This window comes from Endozoicomonas sp. 2B-B (assembly GCF_053470045.1).
Window position 1 is genome coordinate 1 of the sequence record NZ_JBLZMU010000001.1, and the last position, 22,593, is coordinate 22,593.

Consider the following 22,593-nt stretch of genomic DNA (forward strand, 5'->3'; position numbering starts at 1 on the left):
CTCCGGGGTCATGGCTGAAAAAAGCCGTTATTCAAAAAGAGACAGAACTCACCGCAGCCGGTTTCAGCCCCGACAGCCGAAATGTGATGACCGTCTGTAAAGATAACACGGTGAGAATCACTGAACTTCGGAAGAAGAATTGATAATCGAATGATGGGTATTAGTTCCACTGACCTCAATCTTTTTTGAACTTCCACTATAAAACCGACTCCAACCCAACACCTGTGCAGCATCAACTGGAGGAAGCACCAACGGGCGTCTTTCCTTCACCACACCTTTATCAACTAAAGGCCGCAATTAAGACAAAAGACGAGCAACAGCTCCGTGATTGGTTGCAGACGTTTGCAAATTCAGAAACTATCGAGTCACTCATAAAACAAAGAAAGAGTTCTTATTTTCCTGTTCAGTTACTTTTCAGCAACAGTAAACTGATGTCTGAATGTAAAAAATTCAAGTTAGCGGAAAAAGCCAAAATTACTCATTCCTTCAATTTAAGCACAGCCACCTTCAGCGTCGATGGCCTCGGTGTGTTGACTGCCAACGAGCTCAAGCGATCTGTTCTTCACACAAATACGCCCTGCGTACATTTCTCGGAAATTTTTTGTTAGCCATTATTACACATTTGTTAGCAATTATTTGGTACTAAAAAGATCTTTAGGGCTATGTTTTGCTAATGTGAGCATTTTAGATTCTTAACAGCCTAATAAGGGAAAAGGGAAAAGGACATGTATCAAGTAGTAAAACCAATTGTACCGCCAGGGGCAAATACTCTAACGCAGTCCAAAATGGAGCAAGAGAGTCCATCTGTAAAAAAGGATGATATAAAGTATCTTCCTTGCGCAGTAGAACACACAGGAAATTATTTTGGGACTAAGGATCTTTCATCAAGATGCATTTCTCCGGTTATGAACGAAAAAGACAATGATGATTTCTACGTCCACCTTGCGAAAAACATCGTCTTCACTCTCGACCGAACTTATTTTGATTCAATTGATGAATTATCCTGGAGAAATATCGCTGATAGCTTAAAGTTTTCAGGCATAGATACATTAGAGAAAGCTACTGCTATGGATTTGAAGGTATGTCCTCCATGTCCAGTATTTCATACATGGGCAGCGCTGCATGGCACCACCATATTTGATGGCAAAAATAATCCTGAAAGATTTAACGGATTGAATTATGTCCAAAGAATATTGAAAGAAGGAACCGAACTCAGTAAAAATGATATCCCACTGTTTATAGTATTTTCTGACAAGGCGCTTAAAGAATCCCAAATCAATGAGATGAAAGCCAGTTTCAAAGATCATGATAATATCTTATGTATCTCTCTTGAAACAGACCTGCAGTTAAAATTTCCCAAGGAATTAGATTGGCATACTGCATATATGGGTTTCATGTTTATGGATTGCATCAGAATTGTTGTATCTCAACACATTACCAAGACTATAAACTTTTGTATAGATAAGGCTAAATCTGAAAACAAAATTAATCTGGCTAATCGTTTTGAAAAACTCGGAACCAATTTTTTGTTTTATTCAGACATTGATAATCAATGGCTATCGAAACCACCTTATATAATAGCTAGCCATGGCATGTTTACTCAACCAACATTGTCAGAGACCCTGCCACTCTACGGTATAAAAGATTGCGATGCAGATAAATTATTTGATGATGATAAATCGATTTTAACCAGACACAGGTCATTTTTCTCTGACTTTCCTTACCATAATACAGGTAGAACAATAACATGGTCTTCAGACAAAGCGAAAAATCTATTTGACTATATTTTAAGTGGTGAAGCAGAATCTAATTTCAAACATCTATCAAACCAGATTGCACATATTTCATCTAAATTCAATTATCTATTACGCATTGACAAAGGAGTTTCCTGGAAAGGTGATAATAGTTGTTTTTTTGTAGCAGATCATTCTAAAGACGTTTTTTATAGGGGCGCCTCAAAGAGAGTCAGCATTATAGACCTCCATGAAAAGCCAGATGGTAAATGTGCTAATCCAGACCCATATTACAGAGAAGCACACAGTCTCGTTGGAATGCAGTTACTCAAGTATTATTCTCATGGACATGATTTCACTTGGTGGCATTAAGCATTCAAGCAGGAGACCTCCACCTGGTTGTTTTGATCAGATTTTAACGGATCGGCCCCGAAATTTTCTTTCCAAATTCGTGAAATCAGCTCTTTGATCTATTGGCGCTCTGCGGTAAAGATTTCGCTGTGACACTCCCAGCCCTGTCAGGCGAGGGTTTACGGCGATTTTGCTAACTTTGGGGTTTTGAATGAGTCAGGCGTGAACCCTCTGAACAACAATTACAACAATGAGGGTTCACTCCCGCCACCACCCAGGGGAGCTCGACTGGAGGAAGGCGCAACGGGCGTCTGTGCAAGCAGGGACGTCAATGTCTATAACCAATCGCCATTCCTCCGTTTACCCTACGAAACAAAATCGTTGATTATTCGCTATTTGGGTTTTCGAGAGATTACCCGTTTAGCAAAGGTATGCCGATATTTTCACGATCTTGTTAGACAAAATGCTGGCAGTGCAACATTTTTGTCTATGCTCGTATTCGTTTTTCTTATTAATGGCGAATTGAGATATGCATCGTTATTTAATTCATCCATTGAGATGGGTCTTTGTATCTGTTTTGTTATTCAGCGTGCAAGTGCTGGCTACCCCCTGCAAGCATTGCGGTAAAGAGAATGAGCCCGGTAAGGACGGGCAAACGTTCTGCCGAACCTGCGATTCCGGGAAGTCTGCCGGAGCAACCAACTCTGTGACGCCTTTTCCCGATGCTTATCCGCTCAACTATAGGGTCTTGTCGATGGTCAAGAATGAAAATGATGAGTGGATTAGTCGATATCAATTCAGAAGCTCGTTTATTGATACTATTGAGCGGGGAGATGGTGATGCAGCTGCCTGGGCATTGGCTGTGATCATTGCTCGTGAACTGGTAGAAAATGCCCGTCTCATGGGTTTGGCTTATCCGCTGGGATTTGAGTTCCAGGAGGAAGATCGTCTGCAAAAGCTACGGAAGATGGTAAAGCGAAAGCAAAAGCAGTTGCATTTTTTGCAAAAATTGCATTTAGCAGTACTCGATGCAGGAGCTGAACCGGCAATAATAATAAAGAATCCAATTCATGAAAGGGCAGAAGCTTTGACTCGTCAAAGAGCCGAGACAGTAGACCTGTCTCAATGGGCGGACCTGTCAGCTATGGGAATGCATCACCTGCTCACTGCTGAGTTTCACAACTCTGCAATGACGATGAATCTTACTCCTGTTTTTCAGGCTATTCGGGACGGGAATATGATACAGCTGATCGTTACTCAAACGGCGACAGATGAGGGCAATCAGGCTGCCGCTGCCACAGCCTCACCGGTAATGCTTGCCGCTATTATTCCAGCAGCCCTCACTACGTGTCCATACGAGCAGAAAGAGTCTACGGATATGCATCTGTTATTGGGAACCCTGCCACAGCCTATCAATCAACATCATTTAATGAATGCACTCACAGCCATTATGAATACAGTCGCTGAAAACGAGCAAAATGCCGATTTATCTTTACACTTTTTTATGACCCCCAATACGTATATTCAGCGTGACGACGATTTTCGATTATCCTGCTTGCATCACGCACATCGGGTTAATCGTAATCTTCCCGTCGGCGGATGGTCATCGATGCCGCAATAATAATCTCGTCTCCAATAAGTCACACAGCGAATCCAAATTCACAGTGCTCAAAAATTCCTGGGCAATTTTTGTCAACTCATCGGATGTGAGCACCAGAGCATTGCTGGCGTTGTTTGCCTGCTGCAACAAGCGGACATCCAACACGGGTTCCTGAAAACAGAAATAGCTCTTAATTTTACCCATAAAGCTCTGGAACGAGCCTGGTATCGTCGGTTTCCTTCAACGCATTTTCAGCAACTAAAAACCACCCTCACGACAAAAGATGAGCAACAACTCCGTGATTGGTTGCAGCCTTTTGCTAATAAGGGCACTGTCAAGTCGCTGATTGAACAACGAAAGAGTATTTATTTTCCTGTTCAGTTACTTTTCAACAACGGTAAACTGATGTCTCAAAGTAAAGAATTTGAGTTAGTGGAAAAACTCAAAATCACCCGTAATGATCTTATCTACCATGCCACTTTCAGTCCCGATGGCCAACATCTGGCAACCGCCAGTCGCGATAAAACAGCGAAAATCTACTTCCGGGAGACCAATGGATCATGGCAAAAAAAAGCCACCATTACCCATAATCGTCCTGCTTCTTCAGTCATTTTTAGCCCCGATGGCCGCTATCTGGTCACAGGCAGTTGGGATGGCAAGGCAAAAATCTGCGGTCTGGAAGACAATGAATCATGGGAAGAAAAAGCCTGCATTTCCCACGAGCATGAGATCGCTTCTGCCACCTTCAGTGCTGATAGCCTCCGTGTGGTGACCGTCGGCAGAAGTGATTCGGCGAAAATTATCCGTCGCGGGGACGATGGATTATGGAAGTGGAGGACACTATCCATGCATTTTTGATCAAATCGGCCAAGCTCAGCGCTGATGGCCGTCACCTGGCAATTTACAGTACTTTTCATGATGCTGTAAAAATCTATGGCCAGCAGGCCAATGGATCATGGCTGCAAAAAACAGCCGTTCGCAACAGAATACGATTCACCAAAGCCAGCTTCAGCGCCGATAGCCGACATGTGATGGCCATCTGTCACGAATACCCGCTGAGAATCAGTGAACTTCGGAAGAAAGATTGATGATCGAATGAGCGTATTTTTGCTTAGTCCAAGTGACTGCAATGTTTTGAACTTCCATTGTAAAACCGAGTCCAACGGATCAAATCCATTTTAAATGTCCCTTTTAACTGTGGATAAAGACTGACTTTGGAGCTAAGGAGCAATCAGGGATGAACCCAATTAACAGCCATTCCGGGATACAGGAACCACTCCCGCCAACACCCAGGCGAAATCGACTGAAGGAAGCTGCAACGGCTGTCTGTACTGGTAGGGACGTTACGCCTTATTACAACAATAACTCTCCGCTTTTAGATTTGCCGGAATTAACACAGTTAAAGATTATCCGCTGTCTGGGTTTACGAGAGATTACCCGTTTAGCAAAAGTATGCCGATATTTTCGCAATCTTGTTAAACAAAGTAACGCTTTGGGAAGAGCATGGAATCGCCGGTTTCCTTCACCACATCTAGATCAACTAAAGGCTGTCATTAAGACAAAAGATGAGCAACAGCTCCGTGATTGGTTGGCGCCTTTTGCTAATAAGGGCACCATCGAGTCGCTCATTGAACACCGAAAGAATATTCATTTCCCTGCTCAGTTACTTTTCACCAACAGTCAACTAATGTCTCTGTGCAGAGAATTTGAGTTAGTGGAAACGCTCGAAATCACCCATGGTGAGAAAGTCTATGAAGGCAGTTTCAGCCCCGATGGCCAGCATCTGGCAACCGCCAGTGGCGATCACACAGCGAAAATCTACCGCCGGGAGGCCAATGGATCATGGCAAGAAAAAGCCACCATTACCCATGATGGTTTGGTCTTATCAGCTAGCTTCAGCCCCAATGGCCGCTATCTGGCCACTACCTGTTACGATGGTACAACAAAAATCTACGGTCTGGAGGACCATCGATTCTGGGAAGAAAAGGCCTGTATTTCCCATAAGGATCCCATCATTTCAGCCACCTTCAGTGCTAATAGCCGCCGTGTGGTGGTCAACATTTTCTATGAGACAGTGAAAATCATTGGTCGAAGGGATAATGGGTCATGGGAAGTAGAGGACACTTTTCATAGAGATTGGATCACTTCGGCCAAGCTCAGCCCCGATGGCCGTCACATGATAATGCTTGGTACAAAGGATTACGATGTAGAAATTCATGGCCAGTTGGCTGCGGGAATATGGGTAGTAACATCCACCATTCAACTAAAGGACCCTGTCTTCCTGGCCAACTTCAGCGCCGATAGCTGCCATCTGGTCCTCAGCACTCATCGTAATCACGCGACAATAATCTATAACCTGCAGGCTGATAGATCATGGAAAGAAATGGACAGGATAGAACATGATGAGTTGATCGAATCAGCCAACTTCAGCGCCGACTGCCGCCATGTGGTGACCGCCTGTAAAGATGGTATGGCGAAAATCCATAGCCAGAATGCTGGATCATGGGAAGAAAAAGCCTGCATTGAACACTCTGGGAAGGTCACCTCAGCAAACTTCAGTGCCGATTGTCGACATGTGGTGACCACCAGTGATGCCATAGCGAAAATCAGCAGCCTGCAGACCGATGGATCATGGGTACCAAAAGCACGCATTGTCCATCAGGATGAGGTCGTCTCAGCCACCTTCAGTGCCGATGCTTGCCATGTGTTGACCGCCAGTGTCGATGGTGTAGTGAAAATTTATGGTCTTGAGACCAACGGGTCATGGCTGAAAAAAACCGTCATTCAAAAAGAGACAGAACTCACCGCAGCCAGTTTCAGCCCCGACAGCCGAAATGTGATGACCGTCTGTAAAGATAACACGGTGAGGATCACTGAACTTCGCAAGAAGAATTGATGATCGAATGATTGCTAAGTACCTGGCCAGTTGGTTTCGCATATTCTGGCGAGTGGATTTTTTCATCCTTCAAGGCGCAACGACGGGCGCGTAGCCATAGCTACGCAACCAGAGTTGGAACGCAGAAGGGTGGAAAAAGCCGCCGTCAAGAATATGCGAAACCAACTGGTTAGGTACTTATTTAGTTCCACTGACCTCAATCTTTTTTGAACTTCCACTATAAAACCGACTCCAACAGATTGAATGCTTTTTAAATAACCTTTCCAGGCGAGAATAAAGACCGACTTTGGAGCTACGGAGCAATCAGAGATGAACCCAATTAACAGCCATTCCGGGATACACGAATCACTCCCGCCAACACCTGTGCAGCATCAACTGGAGGAAGCACCAACGAGCGTCAGTGCAGGTAGGGACGTTACTCTATATCACAACAATAACTCTCCGATTTTAGCTTTGCCCGAATTAACACAGTTAAAGATTATTCGATGTCTGGATTTTCGAGAGATTACCCGTTTAGCCAAGGTATGCCGATATTTTCGCGATTTTGTTAAACAAAACAGAGCTCTGGAAAGTGCATGGGATCGCCGGTTTCCTTCACCACATCTTTATCAACTAAAGGCCGCAATTAAGACAAAAGACGAGCAACAGCTCCGTGATTGGTTGCAGACGTTTGCAAATTCAGAAACTATCGAGTCACTCATAAAACAAAGAAAGAGTTCTTATTTTCCTGTTCAGTCACTTTTCAGCAACAGTAAACTGATGTCTGAATGTAAAAAATTCAAGTTAGCGGAAAAAGCCGAAATTACTCATTCCTTCTATGTCAAAACAGCCACCTTCAGCGCCGATGGTTGCCATCTGGTCACCGTCGGTGGGGATAAAAGGGCGAAAATCTTCGGCCAGAAGACCGATGGATCATGGGAACCAAAAGGCATCATTTCCCACAGTGATTACCTCTACTCAGCCCGCTTCAGTCCCAATGGTCGTCATTTGGTGACCGCCGGTTGCGATGGCCAGGCGAAAATATATGGTCAGGAGGATGATGGATCATGGAAAGAGAAAGCCATCCTTTCCCATATTGGTCCGGCCTATTCAGCCACCTTCAGTGCTGATGGCCGCCGTGTGGTGACTGCCAGTGCTTACAGGACGAAAATCTTTATTCAGGGGGACGATGGATCATGGGCATTAGAGAGTACTATTGAACGTGGTAGTACGGTCTCTTCGACCGTAATCAGCTCCAATGGCCATCATCTGGCGCTCTGCAGTCAAGATTACTCTGTAAAAATCTATGCTCGGGGGCCCGCTGGATCATGGGTAGAAAAAGCCAGCATTCAGCACAGTTCCGGAATCAAATCCGCCAACTTCAGCGCCAATAGCCTCCATGTTGTGACCGTCAGTAGGGACAGTACGGCAAAAATCAGTGGCCTGCAGGCCGATGGATCATGGAAAACAGCAGCCACGATTTATCATAATCATCGGGTCTCAGCCACCTTCAGCGCCGATAGCTGCCATCTGGTGGCCGCCAGTCGGGGCGACAAGGCGAAAATCCACAGCAAGACGGCCGATTCATCATGGCAAGAAAAAGCCTGCATTTCCCACACCGGAGAGATCACCTCAGCCAACTTCAGTGCCGATTGCCGCCATCTGGTGACCAGCAGCAAGGATAACACGGTAAAAATCAGTACCCTGCAGGCTGATGGATCATGGCAAGAAGAGGCCATCATCATTATCCATCAGAACAGCGTCACCTCAGCTACCTTCAGTGCCGATGGCTGTCATATGGTAACTACCAGCCTGGATGGTACAGCGAAAATATGTGGCCAGGAGGCCGACGGGTCATGGCAGGAAAAAGCCACCATTCAACACGAAAGTCAGGTCAAGTCAGCCGCTTTCAGCGCCGATAGCCGACTTGTGGTGACGGTTACTCTTTACGCAGCAAAAATCACTGAACTATGCAAGGACGATGATGATCCAATGGGCCTGATCCAACCTCAGCCTGAGGTTAGTTGTCTCCTCTTTTGATGTAGGGGCGTATGCGCGGCAGGTAGTCCAGTTCCATAGTCTATGATGTCCTTTCAAGAAATGGAAAGGTGAAATCATTGAATAAAAATCAGCGTGATTGTTTGTCTAAGATGTGGTTTGATCTGGTCAAGGTGCCCTTAGCTCTGTGTATCCTGGGTCCTTTGGTATCAGAAAGTGACCTGTTTTGGGAAATAGAACTGTTCGGTGCTGCGCTGATTATTTTCTTTGTTTATGTTGGCTTTGTAACAGGAGAAAAGTTATGACACCCAGCGATATGTATCTGCTCATGACCCTTTTTGTGGTCATTATTGCCATACCGGTCATTATCTGGATCAAGCATGAAAACAAAAAGCATTAACCCTGAACCACATCCCCCTGAAGCTGCTGCCTGAAAATCAGGTCCACATTCCATTTCATTTGCAGGTCATTAGCGAACATTTTCAGATAGCTTTGTGCCTGCATCAGATTTTCTTCCGTTTCTCCGTCCGTAATGTAGGCACGGAACATCAAGTAATTGATTACCGGGTTCAGCCAGACGGTATCCAGTTCCATGTCGGTAGGATCGTTTCCAAAGTCGGTAATGGTGACCGGAACCGGTGTTCGGTTGATCATAATATTGATGATGTGATTGGCCGCTGGCACTGGGTAGACGTAAAACACGCCGAGGCTTTTCTCGTCGTAGATAAACCGTTCCACATCCGTTCCGGTGGTGACAGACCAGTTGGCTATTAATGAATCCAGTGACTCACGGGTAGTTTTAGTGACCAATCTGCCGGCATTTTCGTTGTCGATGATATCCATTAACCGTTAGGCTTCAATGGGTACACTCTGCCTTGACTTGGCCTGACAGTTAAAATTAGTCACCTGCGAATAGGTATCAGGGCGGTTCTGCACCACGGCCAGCTGAGCTAAAGCCGGTTGCCGTCCTTGTCGCAAGGGAACAAGTCTTTGTTCACTTGCTTGATCCATGACCTTGAAAAAATTTCACGGATCAGGGCTCTGTTTTTTCCTGGTTTCACTGACCCCAATATTTTGAACTTCCATTACAAAACCGACTCTAACAGATCAAATCAACTTTAGATGTCTTTTTAAGGCAAGGGTAAGTACTGACTTTTGAACTCAGGAGGGGCCAGACATGAACCCTTTGAACAACAATTCCGGCCATGACGATTTACTCCCGCCAGAACCCAAGCGACCTAGACTGGAGGAAACAGCAACGAGTGTCTGTGTCGGCAGAGACATTAATGTATATTACCAAAACCAATCGCCATTGCTTTGTTTACCCTACGAAACAAAATCGATGATTATTCGCTATTTGGGTCTTCGCGAGATTACCCGTTTGGCAAGGGTATGCAGGTACCTTCGCGATTTTGTTGAAACCGATAAAGCACTGGAAAGAGGGTGGTATCATCGGTTTCCTTCACCTCACCAAGATCAACTAAAGGCCACGATAACGAAAAAAAATGAGCAACAACTCCGTGCCTGGTTAAAGCCGTTTGTGGATAAGGACACTGTCGAGTCACTTTTAAAACAACGAGAAAGTACTTACTTTCCTGTTCAGCTCCTTTTCATCAACAGCAAACTGATGTCTCAATGTAAACTATTCAGCCCAGTGGAAAAACTCGAAATTGCCCATTCCAGCAATGTCTGCACCGCCACCTTCAGCACCGATGGCCGTCACCTGGTAACCGCCAGTTATGATGGAACAGCAAAAATCTTCGGCCTGGAGACCCATGGATCATGGGAATCAAAAGGCACCATCTCCCATAATAATTGGGTCACATCAGCCAGCTTCAGTCTCGATGGCCGTCATGTGGTGATTGCCAGTAAAGATCACACGGCGAAAATCTTTGCTCAGCAGGATGATGGATCATGGGAAGAAAAAGTCATTATTACCCATATTGATCAGATCAGTTCAGCCAGCTTCAGTACTGATGGGCGCCGCGTGGTGACTGCCAGTCTGGATCATACGGTGAAAATCTTTGCTCAGGGGAGCGATGGATCATGGCAACCGGAGGGCATTATTGACCATAGTAGTCAGGTCTGTTCGGCCATGCTCAGCGCCAATGGCCATCATCTGGTGATTTGCGATGCAGATTATGCTGTAAAAATCTACGCTCAGGGGGTCGCTGGATCATGGGTAGAAAAAGCCACCATTCAACACAAGAAAGCAATCTCCTCAGCAGACTTCAGCGCCGATAGCTGCTATCTGGTAACCGCCAGTTTTGATTGCACGGCAAGAATCTGTGGCCTGCAGGCCGATGGATCATGGAAAGAAATAACTGCGATCCATCATGGCGACGTGATCTGCTCAGCCAACTTCAGCGCCGATTGCCGTCATGTGGTGACCGCCAGTTGGGATGGTAGTGCAAAAATCTATAGCCAGAATGTCGATTCATCATGGCAAGAAAAAGCCTGCATTTCTCACACCAGGGAAGTCAACTCAGCCAACTTCAGCGCCGATTGCCTCCAAGTGGCGACCGCCAGTAATGACAACACGGCAAAAATCAATGGCCTGCAGGCCGATGGATCATGGCAGGAAGAAGCCTGCATCACCCATAGCGGGAGTGTCTTCTCAGCCGACTTCAGTGCCGATGGTTGTCATATGGTCACTGCCAGTTTGGATCGCACAGCGAAAATTTGTGGCCAGGAGGCCGACGGATCATGGCTGGAAAAAGCCACCATTCAACACGAGGATGCAGTTGCAGTCGGCTGGGCCACTTTCAGTGCCGATAGCCGACATGTGGTAACCGTCACCGAGTACACAGCGAAAATTACTGCGCTATGGAAGAATGATTGATGATCGAATGGGCATACTTTTGCTAAGAGCCGATCGCAATTTTCTTTTTCTTATTTCCACTGACCCCAATATTTTGAACTTTCATTACAAAATCGACTCCAAGGATCAAATCAATTTTAGATGTCTTTCCCGGGCAATGATAACCACTGACTTTCCAGCTATGGAGGAGCCGGACATGAATCCTTTGAACAACAATTCCGACAATGACGATTTACTACCGCCATCACCCAAGCGAACTCGACTGAAGGAAGCAGCAACGGGTATCTGTGCAGGCAGAGACATTAATGTATATTACCAAAACCAATCGCCATTGCTTTGTTTACCCTACGAAACAAAATCGATGATTATTCGCTATTTGGGTTTTCGCGAGATTACCCGTTTAGCGAAGGTATGCCGATATTTTCGCGATTTTGTCAAAGAAAATAACGCGTTGGGAAAAGCATGGAATCGCCGGTTTCCTTCACCTCACCTCTATCAGCTAAAGGCCGCAATTAAGAGAAAAGATAAGCAACAACTCCGTGATTGGTTGGCGCCTTTTGCTAATAAGGACACTACCGAGTCGCTCATTGAACACCGAAAGAATATTCATTTCCCTGTTGAGTTACTTTTCACCAACAGTCAATTGATGTCTCTATGTAAAAAATTCAGGTTAGTGGAAAAAATCAGGATTACTCATGCTGATCTTGTCTCCGAAGCCACTTTCAGTCCCGATGGCCACTTCCTGGCAACCGCCAGTTTTGATAACACAGCAAAAATCTACCGCCTGGAGGCCAATGGATTATGGGAAGAAAAAGCCACTATTACCCATAATCGTATGGTCTTGTCAGTCAGCTTCAGCCCCGATGGCCGTTATCTGGTCACTGCCTGTCACGATGGCACAGCGAAAATCTGTGGTCTGAAGGATGATGGATCATGGGAAGAAAAAGCCATTATTCACCATATTGATCATGTCAGTTCAGTCAGCTTCAGTGCTGATGGTCGCCGTGTGGTGACTGCCAGTTTGGGTCATACGGTGAAAATCTTTGGTCAGGGGGACGATGGATCATGGCAACCGGAGGGCATTATTGACCATAGTAGTCCGGTCTGTTCGGCCATGCTCAGCACCAATGGCCATCATCTGGTGATCTGCGATGAAGATTATGCTGTAAAAATCTACGCTCAGGGGGTCGCTGGATCATGGTTGGAAAAAGCCACTTTTCAACATAAGAAAGCAATCAGCTCAGCCAACTTCAGCGCCGATAGCTGCCATCTGGTAACCGCCAGTTTTGACTGCACGGCGAGAATCTGTGGCCTGCAGGCCGATGGATCATGGCAAGAAATAAAGGTGATTCATCATAGTGACGTGATCGGCTCAGCCACCTTCAGCGCCAATTGCCGTCATGTGGTCACTGCCAGTATGGATGGCAAGGCGAAAATCTATGGCCAGAAGGCCGCTGCATCATGGCAACAAAAAGCCTGCATTTCCCACAACGGAGGGATCAACTCAGCCAACTTCAGCAGCGATTGCCTCCATGTGGTGACCGCCGGTGATGACAACACGGCAAAAATCAGTGGCCTGCAGGCCGATGGATCATGGCAAGAAGAAGACAGCATTATCCATAAGGAGTGTGTCATCTCAGCCACTTTCAGTGCCGATGGTTGTCATATGGTCACTGCCAGTGCAGATGGTACAGCGAAAATTTGTGGCCAGGAGGCCGACGGATCATGGCTGGAAAAAGCCACCCTCCAACACGAGGATGAAGGTGCAGTCCACTGGGCCACTTTCAGTGCCGATAGCCGACATGTGGTAACCGTCACCAAGTACGCAGCGAAAATCACTGAGCTATTTTTCCCGGATCAGGGCGCTTCTTTTTCTTATTTCCACTGACCTCATTTGAACTTCCATTAAAAAACCGACTCTAACAGACCAAGTCAACTTTAGGTGTTTTTTCCAGACAAGGATAAGCACTGACTTTTGAACTCAGGAGGAGTCAGACATGAACCCTTTGAACAACAATTCCGGCAATGACGATTCACTCCCGCCAGCACCCAAGCAACCTCGACTGGAGGAAGCGGCAACGGGTGTCTGTGCAGGCAGAGACGTTAATGTATATCACCAAAATCAATCGCCTTTCCTCTGTTTACCCAACGAAACAAAGTCGATGATTATTCGCTGTTTGGGTTTTCGCGAAATTACCCGTTTAGCAAAGGTATGCAGGCATCTTCGCGATCTTGTTGAAAACGATAGAGCTCTGGAAAGAGCCTGGTATCGCCGGTTTCCTTCTCAACACCAATATCAACTAGAGGCCACGATAAAGAGAAAAGATGAGCAACAACTCCGTGGCTGGCTGGCACCGTTTGCGGATAAGGACATTGTCGAGTCACTTTTCAAACAACGAGAAAGTACTTACTTTCCTGTTCAGCTCCTTTTCACCAAAAGTAAACTGATGTCTCAATGTAAAAAGTTCAAGCTGGCAGAAAAAGCCGAAATTCCCCATGCTTCTTATGTCACCACAGCCACCTTCAGCGCCGACAGCCGCCGTGTGATGACCGCCAGTGCGGATCATAAGTTGAAAATCTACGGCCAGGAGAATGGTGGAACCTGGAAAGAAATAAACACTATTACCCATGATGGTTCAGTCAGTTCGGCCAGCTTTAGCTCTGACGGCCGTCATGTGTTAGCCACCGGTTATGATAAGACATTCATTATCTACAGTCAGGCCGACAATGGATCCTGGGAAGCAAAAGCCACCATTCCCCATGTTCCCACTGCCAAATCAGTCACCTTCACTGCTGATGGTCGCCGTTTGGTGACTGCCGGTACAGATCACACGGTAAAAATCTTTGGCCAGGGAAACAATGGATCATGGGAAATAGAGGACACCATTGACCATACCACTCCGATCGAATCGGCCAGGTTCAGCGCCGATGAGAGTCTTCTGGCGATCCACGATAGACATTTCGTTGTTACAATCTATGGCAAGGGGTCCGCTGGAAAATGGGTGGAGAAAGCCACCCTTCAAGGCACCCATATCGCAATTGCCGATATCAGCGCCGATAACTGTCACCTGTTAACCAAAGGTTCAGGTGACAAGGCAAATATCTTTAACCTGCAGACCGATGGATCATGGAAAAAAGCGGCCACGATTCCCCGTGATTATATGCTCGCCAGAGCCACCTTCAGCGCCGATAGCTGCCATGTGGTGACCGCCAGTTGGGATTACAAGCCGAAAATCTATAGCCGGATAGCCGATTCATCATGGCAAGAAAAAGCCTGCATTACCCACAAGGACAAAGTCATCTCAGCCACCTTCAGTGCCGATTCCCTTCATGTGGTGACCATCAGTGAGGATAATACGGCAAAAATTAGTGGCCTGCAGGCCGATGGATCATGGCGAAAACAAGCCAGCATTACCCATAAGAACAGAATCCTCTCAGCCACCTTCAGTGCCGATGGTCGTCTTGTGGTGACCGCCAGTGCAGATGGTACGGCGAAAGTTTTTGGTCTGCAGACTGAAGGGGCATGGCTGGAAAAAGCCACCATCCGACACGAGAAGGGAGTCCTCTCAGCCGACTTCAGTCCCGATGACCGATATGTGGTGACCATCAGTAATGATAACAGTGCGAGAATCACTGAACTGTGGAAGGACGATGATGATCGCCCGACCCAACGCCTGCCTGAGGTTAGTTGTCGCCTCTTTTAATCCGTGACCTTGAAAAAATTTCCCGGATCAGGGCTCTGTTTTCTCCTGGTTTCACTGACCTGAATATTGTGAACTTTCATCCTAAAACTGAGTCTAAGTCGTTGAATTCATTTTGAATGTCTTTTTCATACAAAAAAGATAAATACTCACTTTGTAGTTTTGAAGGAGCCAGAAATGGGCCCTGTTAACAGCAATTCGGGCATTGACTCGCCGACACCTGGACAACCTCAATTTGAGGAAGCATCAACAGTTGTCAGTGCAGGCAGGGAAGTTAGTGTATACCACCAAAATCAATCCCCATTCCTCTGTTTACCCTACGAAACAAAGTCGATGATTATTCGCTATTTGGGTTTTCGCGAGATTACCCGTTTAGCCAAGGTATGCAGACATCTTCGCGACCTTGTTGAAAACGATAAAGCTCTGGAAAGAGCCTGGTTTCGGCGGTTTCCTTCACGACACCAATATCAACTAAAGGCCATGATAACGAGAAAAGATGAGCAACAACTCCGCGACTGGTTGGCGCCGTTTGCAGATAAGGACACTGTCGAGCCACTTTTAAAACAACGAGAAAGTACTTACTTTCCTGCTCAGCTCCTTTTCACCAACAGTAAACTGATGTCTCAATGTAAAAAATTCAAGCTGGCAGAAAAAGCCAAAATTCCCCATGCTGACGTTATCATCACAGCCACCTTCAGCGCCGACAGCCGCCGTGTAGTGACCACCAGTTGGGATAATAATTTGAAAATCTATGGCCAGGAGAATGGTGGAACCTGGGAAGAAAAAAGCACTATTAGCCATAATCGTGCAGTGAGTTCGGCCAGCTTTAGCTCTGATGGCCTTCATGTGTTAGCCATCAGTTATGATAAGACAGTCACTATCTACAGTCAGGCGGACAATGGATCCTGGGAAGCAACAGCCAGCATTCCCAATGTTCGTAATATCAGTTCAGCCACCTTCACTGCTGATGGGCTTCGTTTAGTGACTGCCGGTCCAGATCACACGGTGAAATTCTTCGGTCAGGGGGACGATGGATCATGGGAATTAAAGGACATTATTTACCATACCAGTCCGGTCATTTCGGCCAGGTTCAGTGCCGATGAGAGTCTTCTGGCGATCCGCGATATAAATTCCGTTGTTACAATCTACGGCAAGGGGGCCGCCGGATCATGGCTGGAAAAAGCCACCCTTCAAGGCACCCAGGAAGCAATTAAAGATATCAGCGCCGATAACTGCCACCTGTTAACCAGAACAGGTTTCGAGATAAATATTTTTAACCTGCAGGCCGATGGATCATGGAAAAAAGCAGCCACGATTTCTCATGATCATACAGTCACATCAGCCACCTTCAGCGCCAATAGCTGCCATGTGGTCACCGCCAGTCGGGATTACAAGGCGAAAATCTATAGCCAGAGTGCTGATTCATCATGGCAAGAAAAAGCCTGCATTACTCACAATAACGAGCTCTCCTCAGCCAACTTCAGTGCCGATTGCCTCCATGTGGTGACCACCAGTTGTGATAACACGGCAAAAATCAATGGCCTGCAGGCCAATGGATCATGGCAAGAAGAAGCCACCATTAGCCATGAGCACGTCGTCCTCTCGGCCACCTTCAGTGCAGATGCTCGTATTGTGGTTACCGCCAGTTTGGATGGTACGGCGAAAGTTTTTGGTCTGCAGACCGATGGGTCATGGCTGGAAAAAGCCAGCATCCGGCACGAAAACGGAGTCATCTCAGCCGACTTCAGTCCCGATGACCGACATGTGGTGACCATCAGTTATGATCACAGTGCGGGAATCACTGAGCTGTGGAAGGACGATGATGATCGAATGAGTGTAACCTGACGCCTGCCTGATTAGTGGTCTCCTCTTTTGACCCATGACCTTGAAAAATTTTCCCGGATCAGGGCTCTGTTTTTCCTGGTTTCACTGACCTCAATAGTGTGAACTTTCATCCTAAAACTGAGTCAAATGCATTTTGAATGTCTTTTTCATACAAGGATAAATACCACCTTTGGAGTTTTGAAGGAGTAAGGCATGAGCCCTGTTAACAGCAATTCGGGTATTGACTCGCCAACACATGGACAACCTCAACTTGAGGAAGCATCAACAGCTTTCAGTGCAGGCAGGGAGGTTAGTATATACAACCAAAATCAATCGCCATTCCTCTGTTTACCCCACGAAACAAAGTCGATGATTATTCGCTATTTGGATTTTCGCGAGATTACCCGTTTAGCAAAGGTATGCAGACATCTTCGCGATCTTGTTGAAAACGATAAAGCTCTGGAAAGAGCCTGGTTTCGGCGGTTTCCTTCACAACACCAATATCAACTAAAGGCCATGATAACGAAAAAAGATGAGCAACAACTCCGTGACTGGTTGGCGCCGTTTGCGGATGAGGACACTGTCGAGTCACTTTTAAAACAACGAGAAAGTACTTACTTTCCTGCTCAACTCCTTTTCACCAACAGTAAACTGATGTCTCAATGTAAAAAATTCAAGCTGGTAGAAAAAGCCAAAATCCCCCTTGCATACGCTCTCAACACAGCCACCTTCAGCGCCGACAGCCTCCGCGTGGTGACCGCCAGTTTGGATCATAAGTTGAAAATCTATGGCCAAAAGAATGGTGGAACCTGGGAAGAAATAAACACTATTATCCATGATCGTCCAGCCAAGTCGGCCAGCTTTAGCTCTGATGGCCGTCATGTATTGGCTACCGGTTATGATAATACATTCACTATCTATGGTCAGGCAGACAATGGATCATGGGAAGCAAAAGCCACCATTCCCCATGTACTTAATGCCAGTTCAGCCACCTTCACCGCTGATGGCCGCCGCTTGGTGACTGGCGGTCCAGATCAGACGGTGAAATTCTTTGTTAAGAGAGACAACGGATCATGGGAATTAGAGGAGACTATTTACCATACCAGTGCGATCGATTCGGCCAGGTTCAACGACGATGAGAGTCTTCTGGCGATCCACGATATACATCTCGTTGTTACAATCTATGGCAAGGGGACCGCTGGATCATGGGTGGAAAAAGCCACCCTTCAAGGCCCCCAGACCAGAATCGCCAATTTCAGCGCCGATAGCTGCCATCTGTTAACCTTCAGTCCAGGTCACAAGGCAAATATCTTTAACCTGCAGGCCGATGGATCATGGAAAAAAGCAGCCTCAATTTATCATGATAATTTGATCATCACAGCCACCTTCAGCGCCGATAGCTGCCATGTGGTGACCGCCAGTTGGGATCACAAGGCGAAAATCTATAGCCGTAGGGCCGATTCATCATGGCAGGAAAAAGCCTGTATATCCCACGCTAGAAACGTCAGCTCAGCCACCTTCAGTGCCGATTGCCTCCATGTGGTGACCACCAGTCACGATAATACGGCAAAAATCAGTGGTCTTCAGGCCGATGGATCATGGCAGGAAGAAGCCAGCATTACCTATAAGCGCAATGTCATCTCAGCCTGCTTCAGCGCCGATGGTTGTCATGTGTTAACCGCCAGTGCGGATGGTACGGCGAAATTTTGTGGTCTGCAGGCCGATGGGTCATGGCTGGAAAAAGCCACCATCCAGCACGCAAAAGGAGTCACCTCAGCCAATTTAAGTCCCGATGATCGATACGTGCTGACCGTCAGTTTTGATTACAGTGCGAGAATCACTGAACTGTGGAAGGACGATGATGAACGAATGAGTGTAACCTAACGTCTGCCTGAGGTTAGTTGTCTCCTCTTTTGATCCGTGACCTTGAAAAATTTTCCCGGATCAGGGCTCTGTTTTTCCTGGTTTCACTGATCTCAATATTGTGAACTTTCAGCATAAAACTGAGTCGAATTCATTTTGAATGTCTTTTTCATACAAAGATAAATACCAACTTTGGCGTTTTGAAGGAGCCAGGCATGAGCCCTGTTAACAGCAATTCGGGTATTGACTCGCCAACACTTGGGCAACCTCAACTTGAGGAAGCATCAACGGTTGTCAGTGCAGGCAGAGAGGTCAGTGTATACATCCAAAATCAATCGCCATTGCTCTGTTTACCCTACGAAACAAAATCGATGATTATTCGCTATTTGGGTTTTCGCGAGATTACCCGTTTAGCCAAGGTATGCAGGCATCTTCGCGATCTTGTTGAAAACGATAAAGCTCTGGAAAGAGCCTGGTTTCGCCGGTTTCCTCCACGACACCAATATCAACTAAAGGCCATGATGACGGAAAAAGATGAGCAACAACTTCGTGAATGGTTGGCGCCGTTTGCAGATAAGGACACTGTCGAGTCACTTTTAAAACAACGAGAAAGTACTTACTTTCCTGCTCAGCTCCTTTTCACCCAGAGTAAACTGATGTCTCAATGTAAAAAATTCAAGCTGGTAGAAAAAGCCAAAATTCCCCATGCTGGCATCAGCGAAGACACCTTCAGTGGCGTCGGCCGCCGTGTGGTGGCCGCCAGTGAGGATCATAAGTTGAAAATCTATGGCCAGGAGAATGATGGAACCTGGGAAGAAAAAAACACTATTACCCACAATGGTGCAGTCGTGTTGGCCTGCTTTAGCTCTGATGGCCGTCATATTTTAGCCGCCGGTTATGATGCGACGGTCACTATCTACAGTCAGGCGGACAATGGATCCTGGGAAGCAACAGCCAGCATTCCCCATGTTCTCAATGTCAGATCATTCACCTTCATTGCTGATGGCCGACGTTTGATGACTTTCGGCCCGGATCACACGGTGAAATTCTTTGGTCAGGGGGACGATGGATCATGGGAATTAAAGGACATTATTTACCATACCAGTCCGGTCATTTCGGCCAGGTTCAGTGCCGATGAGAGTCTTCTGGCGACCCGCGATATAAATTCCGTTGTTACAATCTACGGCAAGGGGGCCGCTGGATCATGGGTGGAAAAAGCCACCCTTCAAGGCACCCAGAACGCAATTAAAGATATCAGCGCCGATAACTGCCACCTGTTAACCAGAACAGGTTTCGAGATAAATATTTTTAACCTGCAGGCCGATGGATCATGGAAAAAAGCGGCCACGATTTCTCATGATTATGAACCCATCTCAGCCACCTTCAGCGCCGATAGCTGCCACGTGGTAACCGCCAGTAAGTATTACAAGGCGAAAATCTATAGCCGGAGAGCCGGTTCATCATGGCAAGAAAAAGCCTGCATTACCCACAATGACCAACTCTTCTCAGCCACCTTCAGTGCCGATTGCCTCCATGTGGTGACCACCAGTGTTGATAAGACGGCAAAAATCCATGGCCTGCGGGCCAATGGATCATGGCGAGAAGAAGCCAACATTAGCCATAAAAACAGCGTCTCCTCAGCCACCTTCAGTGCAGATGGTTGTCATGTAATGACCACCAGTGTGGATGGTACGGCGAAAATTTATGGCCAGGAGGCCGATGGGTCATGGCTGGAAAAAGCCACCATCCGACACGAGAGACGAATCACCTTAGCCGAATTCAGTCCCGATGATCGATATGTGATGACCCTCGGTGTTGATTGCATTGCGAGAATCACTGAGCTGCGCAAGGACGATGATGATCGAATGAGCACAACCCGGCAACTGCCTGAGGTTAGTTGTCTCCTCTTTTGATCCGTGACCTTGAAAAATTTTCCCGGATCAGGGCTCTGTTTTTCCTGGTTTCACTGACCTCAATAGTGTGAACTTTCATCCTAAAACTGAGTCAAATGCATTTTGAATGTCTTTTTCATACAAGGATAAATACCACCTTTGGAGTTTTGAAGGAGTAAGGCATGAGCCCTGTTAACAGCAATTCGGGTATTGACTCGCCAACACATGGACAACCTCAACTTGAGGAAGCATCAACAGCTTTCAGTGCAGGCAGGGAGGTTAGTATATACAACCAAAATCAATCGCCATTCCTCTGTTTACCCCACGAAACAAAGTCAATGATTATTTGCTATTTGGGTTTTCGCGAGATTACCCGTTTAGCCAAGGTATGCAGGCATCTTCGCGATCTTGTTGAAAACGATAAAGCTCTGGAAAGAGCCTGGTTTCGGCGGTTTCCTTCACAACACCAATATCAACTAAAGGCCATGATAACGAAAAAAGATGAGCAACAACTCCGTGACTGGTTGGCGCCGTTTGCGGATGAGGACACTGTCGAGTCACTTTTAAAACAACGAGAAAGTACTTACTTTCCTGCTCAACTCCTTTTCACCAACAGTAAACTGATGTCTCAATGTAAAAAATTCAAGCTGGTAGAAAAAGCCAAAATCCCCCTTGCATACGCTCTCAACACAGCCACCTTCAGCGCCGACAGCCTCCGCGTGGTGACCGCCAGTTTGGATCATAAGTTGAAAATCTATGGCCAAAAGAATGGTGGAACCTGGGAAGAAATAAACACTATTATCCATGATCGTCCAGCCAAGTCGGCCAGCTTTAGCTCTGATGGCCGTCATGTATTGGCTACCGGTTATGATAATACAGTCACTATTTACAGTCAGGCGGACAATGGATCCTGGGAAGCAAAAATCCACCATTCCCCTTCTCACTGTCAGATCCATCACCTTCACTGCTGATGGCCGCCGTTTGATGACTGTCGCTCCAGATCACACGGTGAAATTCTTTGTTAAGAGAGACAACGGATCATGGGAATTAGAGGACATTATTTACCATACCAGTCCGGTCAATTCGGCCAGGTTCAGTGTCGATGAGAGTCTTCTGGCGATCCAGGATACACATTTCGTTGTTACAATCTATGGCAAGAGGGCCGATGGGTCATGGGTGGAAAAAGCCACCATTGAAGGCACCCACATAGCCGTTGTCAATATTAGCGCCGATAGCTGCCACCTGTTAACCTTCAGTTCAGATCGCACGGCAAATATCTATGACCTGCAGGCCGATGGATCATGGAAAAAAGCAGCCACGATTTATCATGATGATGCAATCGCCTCAGCCACCTTCAGCTCCGATAGCTGCCATGTGGTGACCAACGGTTGGGATTGCAAGGCGACAATCTATAGCCGGAAGGCTAATTCATCATGGCAAGAAACAGCCTGCATTACCCACAAGGGCATAGTCTTCTCAGCCACCTTCAGTGCCGATTGCCTTCATGTGGTGACCACCAGTACTGATAACACGTCAAAAATCCATGGCCTGCAGGCCAATGGATCATGGCGAGAAGAAGCCAACATTAGCCATAAGAGCATCCTCTACACAGCTACATTCAGCGCCGATGGTCGTCTTGTGGTTACCGCCAGTGAGGATCGTACGGCGAAGGTTTTTGGTCTGCAGACCGAAGGCGCATGGCTGGAAAAAGCCACCATCCGACACGAGAAAGGAGTCACCTTAGCCAAATTCAGTCCCGATGATCGATATGTGATGACCCTCGGTGTTGATCACACTGCGATAATCACTGAGCTGCGGAAGGACGATGATGATCGAATGAGCCTGACCCAACGCCTGCCTGAGGCTGGTTGTCTCCTCTTTTGACCCATGACCTTGAAAAATTTTCCCGGATCAGGGCTCTGTTTTTCCTGGTTT

18 protein-coding genes are annotated in these 22,593 nt (G+C 46.6%); 17 read left to right on the forward strand and 1 reads right to left on the reverse strand.

All coding sequences use genetic code 11. The features are described from left to right. The first annotated feature begins 185 nt into the window (after positions 1 to 185). The 9 genes from ACOMHB_RS00005 (at position 186) to ACOMHB_RS00045 (ending at position 8,862) form a co-directional block, all read left to right on the forward strand. Positions 186 to 608: a hypothetical protein gene (locus ACOMHB_RS00005; RefSeq protein WP_448214987.1), complete on the forward strand. Its 423-nt coding sequence runs from the start codon at positions 186 to 188 to the stop codon at positions 606 to 608. Between the two features lie 117 nt (positions 609 to 725). Continuing rightward, positions 726 to 2,105, forward strand: a complete 1,380-nt coding sequence (locus ACOMHB_RS00010) for a hypothetical protein (RefSeq protein WP_448214988.1) — start codon at positions 726 to 728, stop codon at positions 2,103 to 2,105. A 201-nt stretch (positions 2,106 to 2,306) separates the two neighbouring features. Continuing rightward, positions 2,307 to 2,711: an F-box protein gene (locus tag ACOMHB_RS00015; protein ID WP_448214989.1), complete on the forward strand. Its 405-nt coding sequence runs from the start codon at positions 2,307 to 2,309 to the stop codon at positions 2,709 to 2,711. Next, positions 2,614 to 3,705 carry a hypothetical protein gene (locus tag ACOMHB_RS00020; RefSeq protein ID WP_448218676.1) on the forward strand — a complete coding sequence of 364 codons (1,092 nt, stop codon included), beginning with the start codon at positions 2,614 to 2,616 and terminating at the stop codon, positions 3,703 to 3,705. Before ACOMHB_RS00015 ends, ACOMHB_RS00020 begins: the two co-directional genes overlap by 98 nt. A gap of 384 nt (positions 3,706 to 4,089) precedes the next feature. After that, complete coding sequence (locus tag ACOMHB_RS00025; RefSeq protein WP_448214990.1) at positions 4,090 to 4,542, forward strand: WD40 repeat domain-containing protein; 453 nt, start codon at positions 4,090 to 4,092, stop codon at positions 4,540 to 4,542. Then, positions 4,509 to 4,772, forward strand: coding sequence for a hypothetical protein (locus ACOMHB_RS00030; protein WP_448214991.1), 264 nt, complete (start codon positions 4,509 to 4,511; stop codon positions 4,770 to 4,772). Before ACOMHB_RS00025 ends, ACOMHB_RS00030 begins: the two co-directional genes overlap by 34 nt. Positions 4,773 to 4,921: 149 nt before the next feature. Beyond that, the gene (locus tag ACOMHB_RS00035; RefSeq protein WP_448214992.1) at positions 4,922 to 6,580 is read left to right on the forward strand and encodes an F-box/WD repeat-containing protein; all 1,659 of its coding nucleotides are present in this window, start codon (positions 4,922 to 4,924) and stop codon (positions 6,578 to 6,580) included. A gap of 309 nt (positions 6,581 to 6,889) precedes the next feature. Further along, positions 6,890 to 8,599 carry an F-box/WD repeat-containing protein gene (locus tag ACOMHB_RS00040; RefSeq protein WP_448214993.1) on the forward strand — a complete coding sequence of 570 codons (1,710 nt, stop codon included), beginning with the start codon at positions 6,890 to 6,892 and terminating at the stop codon, positions 8,597 to 8,599. 77 nt (positions 8,600 to 8,676) lie between these two features. Next, complete coding sequence (locus ACOMHB_RS00045) at positions 8,677 to 8,862, forward strand: hypothetical protein (RefSeq protein WP_448214994.1); 186 nt, start codon at positions 8,677 to 8,679, stop codon at positions 8,860 to 8,862. Positions 8,863 to 8,953: 91 nt separating this feature from the next. Here the strand turns inward: ACOMHB_RS00045 and ACOMHB_RS00050 are convergent, their stop codons facing one another. After that, a complete protein-coding gene (locus ACOMHB_RS00050; protein WP_448214995.1) occupies positions 8,954 to 9,400 on the reverse strand; it encodes a phage adaptor protein in 447 nt (148 codons plus the stop codon). A 334-nt stretch (positions 9,401 to 9,734) separates the two neighbouring features. Between ACOMHB_RS00050 and ACOMHB_RS00055 the strand changes: the two genes are divergently transcribed. The 8 genes from ACOMHB_RS00055 (at position 9,735) to ACOMHB_RS00090 (ending at position 22,542) form a co-directional block, all read left to right on the forward strand. Continuing rightward, the gene (locus tag ACOMHB_RS00055; RefSeq protein ID WP_448214996.1) at positions 9,735 to 11,399 is read left to right on the forward strand and encodes an F-box/WD repeat-containing protein; all 1,665 of its coding nucleotides are present in this window, start codon (positions 9,735 to 9,737) and stop codon (positions 11,397 to 11,399) included. Between the two features lie 175 nt (positions 11,400 to 11,574). Further along, positions 11,575 to 13,266, forward strand: coding sequence for an F-box/WD repeat-containing protein (locus ACOMHB_RS00060; protein ID WP_448214997.1), 1,692 nt, complete (start codon positions 11,575 to 11,577; stop codon positions 13,264 to 13,266). A 109-nt stretch (positions 13,267 to 13,375) separates the two neighbouring features. Continuing rightward, on the forward strand, positions 13,376 to 15,082 hold the full coding sequence (locus ACOMHB_RS00065; RefSeq protein WP_448214998.1) for an F-box/WD repeat-containing protein: 1,707 nt from the start codon (positions 13,376 to 13,378) through the stop codon (positions 15,080 to 15,082). A gap of 174 nt (positions 15,083 to 15,256) precedes the next feature. Continuing rightward, on the forward strand, positions 15,257 to 16,924 hold the full coding sequence (locus tag ACOMHB_RS00070) for an F-box/WD repeat-containing protein (RefSeq protein ID WP_448214999.1): 1,668 nt from the start codon (positions 15,257 to 15,259) through the stop codon (positions 16,922 to 16,924). Between the two features lie 192 nt (positions 16,925 to 17,116). Continuing rightward, entirely contained in the window at positions 17,117 to 18,787 is a 1,671-nt protein-coding gene (locus ACOMHB_RS00075) for an F-box/WD repeat-containing protein (protein ID WP_448215000.1), read from the forward strand. Positions 18,788 to 18,981: 194 nt separating this feature from the next. After that, positions 18,982 to 20,679, forward strand: coding sequence for an F-box/WD repeat-containing protein (locus ACOMHB_RS00080; RefSeq protein WP_448215001.1), 1,698 nt, complete (start codon positions 18,982 to 18,984; stop codon positions 20,677 to 20,679). Between the two features lie 161 nt (positions 20,680 to 20,840). Then, positions 20,841 to 21,629: an F-box/WD repeat-containing protein gene (locus ACOMHB_RS00085; protein WP_448215002.1), complete on the forward strand. Its 789-nt coding sequence runs from the start codon at positions 20,841 to 20,843 to the stop codon at positions 21,627 to 21,629. Further along, positions 21,562 to 22,542: a WD40 repeat domain-containing protein gene (locus ACOMHB_RS00090; RefSeq protein ID WP_448215003.1), complete on the forward strand. Its 981-nt coding sequence runs from the start codon at positions 21,562 to 21,564 to the stop codon at positions 22,540 to 22,542. Before ACOMHB_RS00085 ends, ACOMHB_RS00090 begins: the two co-directional genes overlap by 68 nt. Positions 22,543 to 22,593 lie beyond the last annotated feature (51 nt).

Coding starts and splice junctions, on each gene's coding strand:
- ACOMHB_RS00010 (WP_448214988.1), top strand. CDS start 726: ATGTATCAAGTAGTAAAACCAATTGTACCGCCAGGGGCAAATACTCTA.
- ACOMHB_RS00020 (WP_448218676.1), top strand. CDS start 2,614: ATGCATCGTTATTTAATTCATCCATTGAGATGGGTCTTTGTATCTGTT.
- ACOMHB_RS00025 (WP_448214990.1), top strand. CDS start 4,090: ATGTCTCAAAGTAAAGAATTTGAGTTAGTGGAAAAACTCAAAATCACC.
- ACOMHB_RS00030 (WP_448214991.1), top strand. CDS start 4,509: ATGGAAGTGGAGGACACTATCCATGCATTTTTGATCAAATCGGCCAAG.
- ACOMHB_RS00035 (WP_448214992.1), top strand. CDS start 4,922: ATGAACCCAATTAACAGCCATTCCGGGATACAGGAACCACTCCCGCCA.
- ACOMHB_RS00040 (WP_448214993.1), top strand. CDS start 6,890: ATGAACCCAATTAACAGCCATTCCGGGATACACGAATCACTCCCGCCA.
- ACOMHB_RS00050 (WP_448214995.1), bottom strand. CDS start 9,400: ATGGATATCATCGACAACGAAAATGCCGGCAGATTGGTCACTAAAACT.
- ACOMHB_RS00055 (WP_448214996.1), top strand. CDS start 9,735: ATGAACCCTTTGAACAACAATTCCGGCCATGACGATTTACTCCCGCCA.
- ACOMHB_RS00060 (WP_448214997.1), top strand. CDS start 11,575: ATGAATCCTTTGAACAACAATTCCGACAATGACGATTTACTACCGCCA.
- ACOMHB_RS00065 (WP_448214998.1), top strand. CDS start 13,376: ATGAACCCTTTGAACAACAATTCCGGCAATGACGATTCACTCCCGCCA.
- ACOMHB_RS00070 (WP_448214999.1), top strand. CDS start 15,257: ATGGGCCCTGTTAACAGCAATTCGGGCATTGACTCGCCGACACCTGGA.
- ACOMHB_RS00075 (WP_448215000.1), top strand. CDS start 17,117: ATGAGCCCTGTTAACAGCAATTCGGGTATTGACTCGCCAACACATGGA.
- ACOMHB_RS00080 (WP_448215001.1), top strand. CDS start 18,982: ATGAGCCCTGTTAACAGCAATTCGGGTATTGACTCGCCAACACTTGGG.
- ACOMHB_RS00085 (WP_448215002.1), top strand. CDS start 20,841: ATGAGCCCTGTTAACAGCAATTCGGGTATTGACTCGCCAACACATGGA.
- ACOMHB_RS00090 (WP_448215003.1), top strand. CDS start 21,562: ATGGATCCTGGGAAGCAAAAATCCACCATTCCCCTTCTCACTGTCAGA.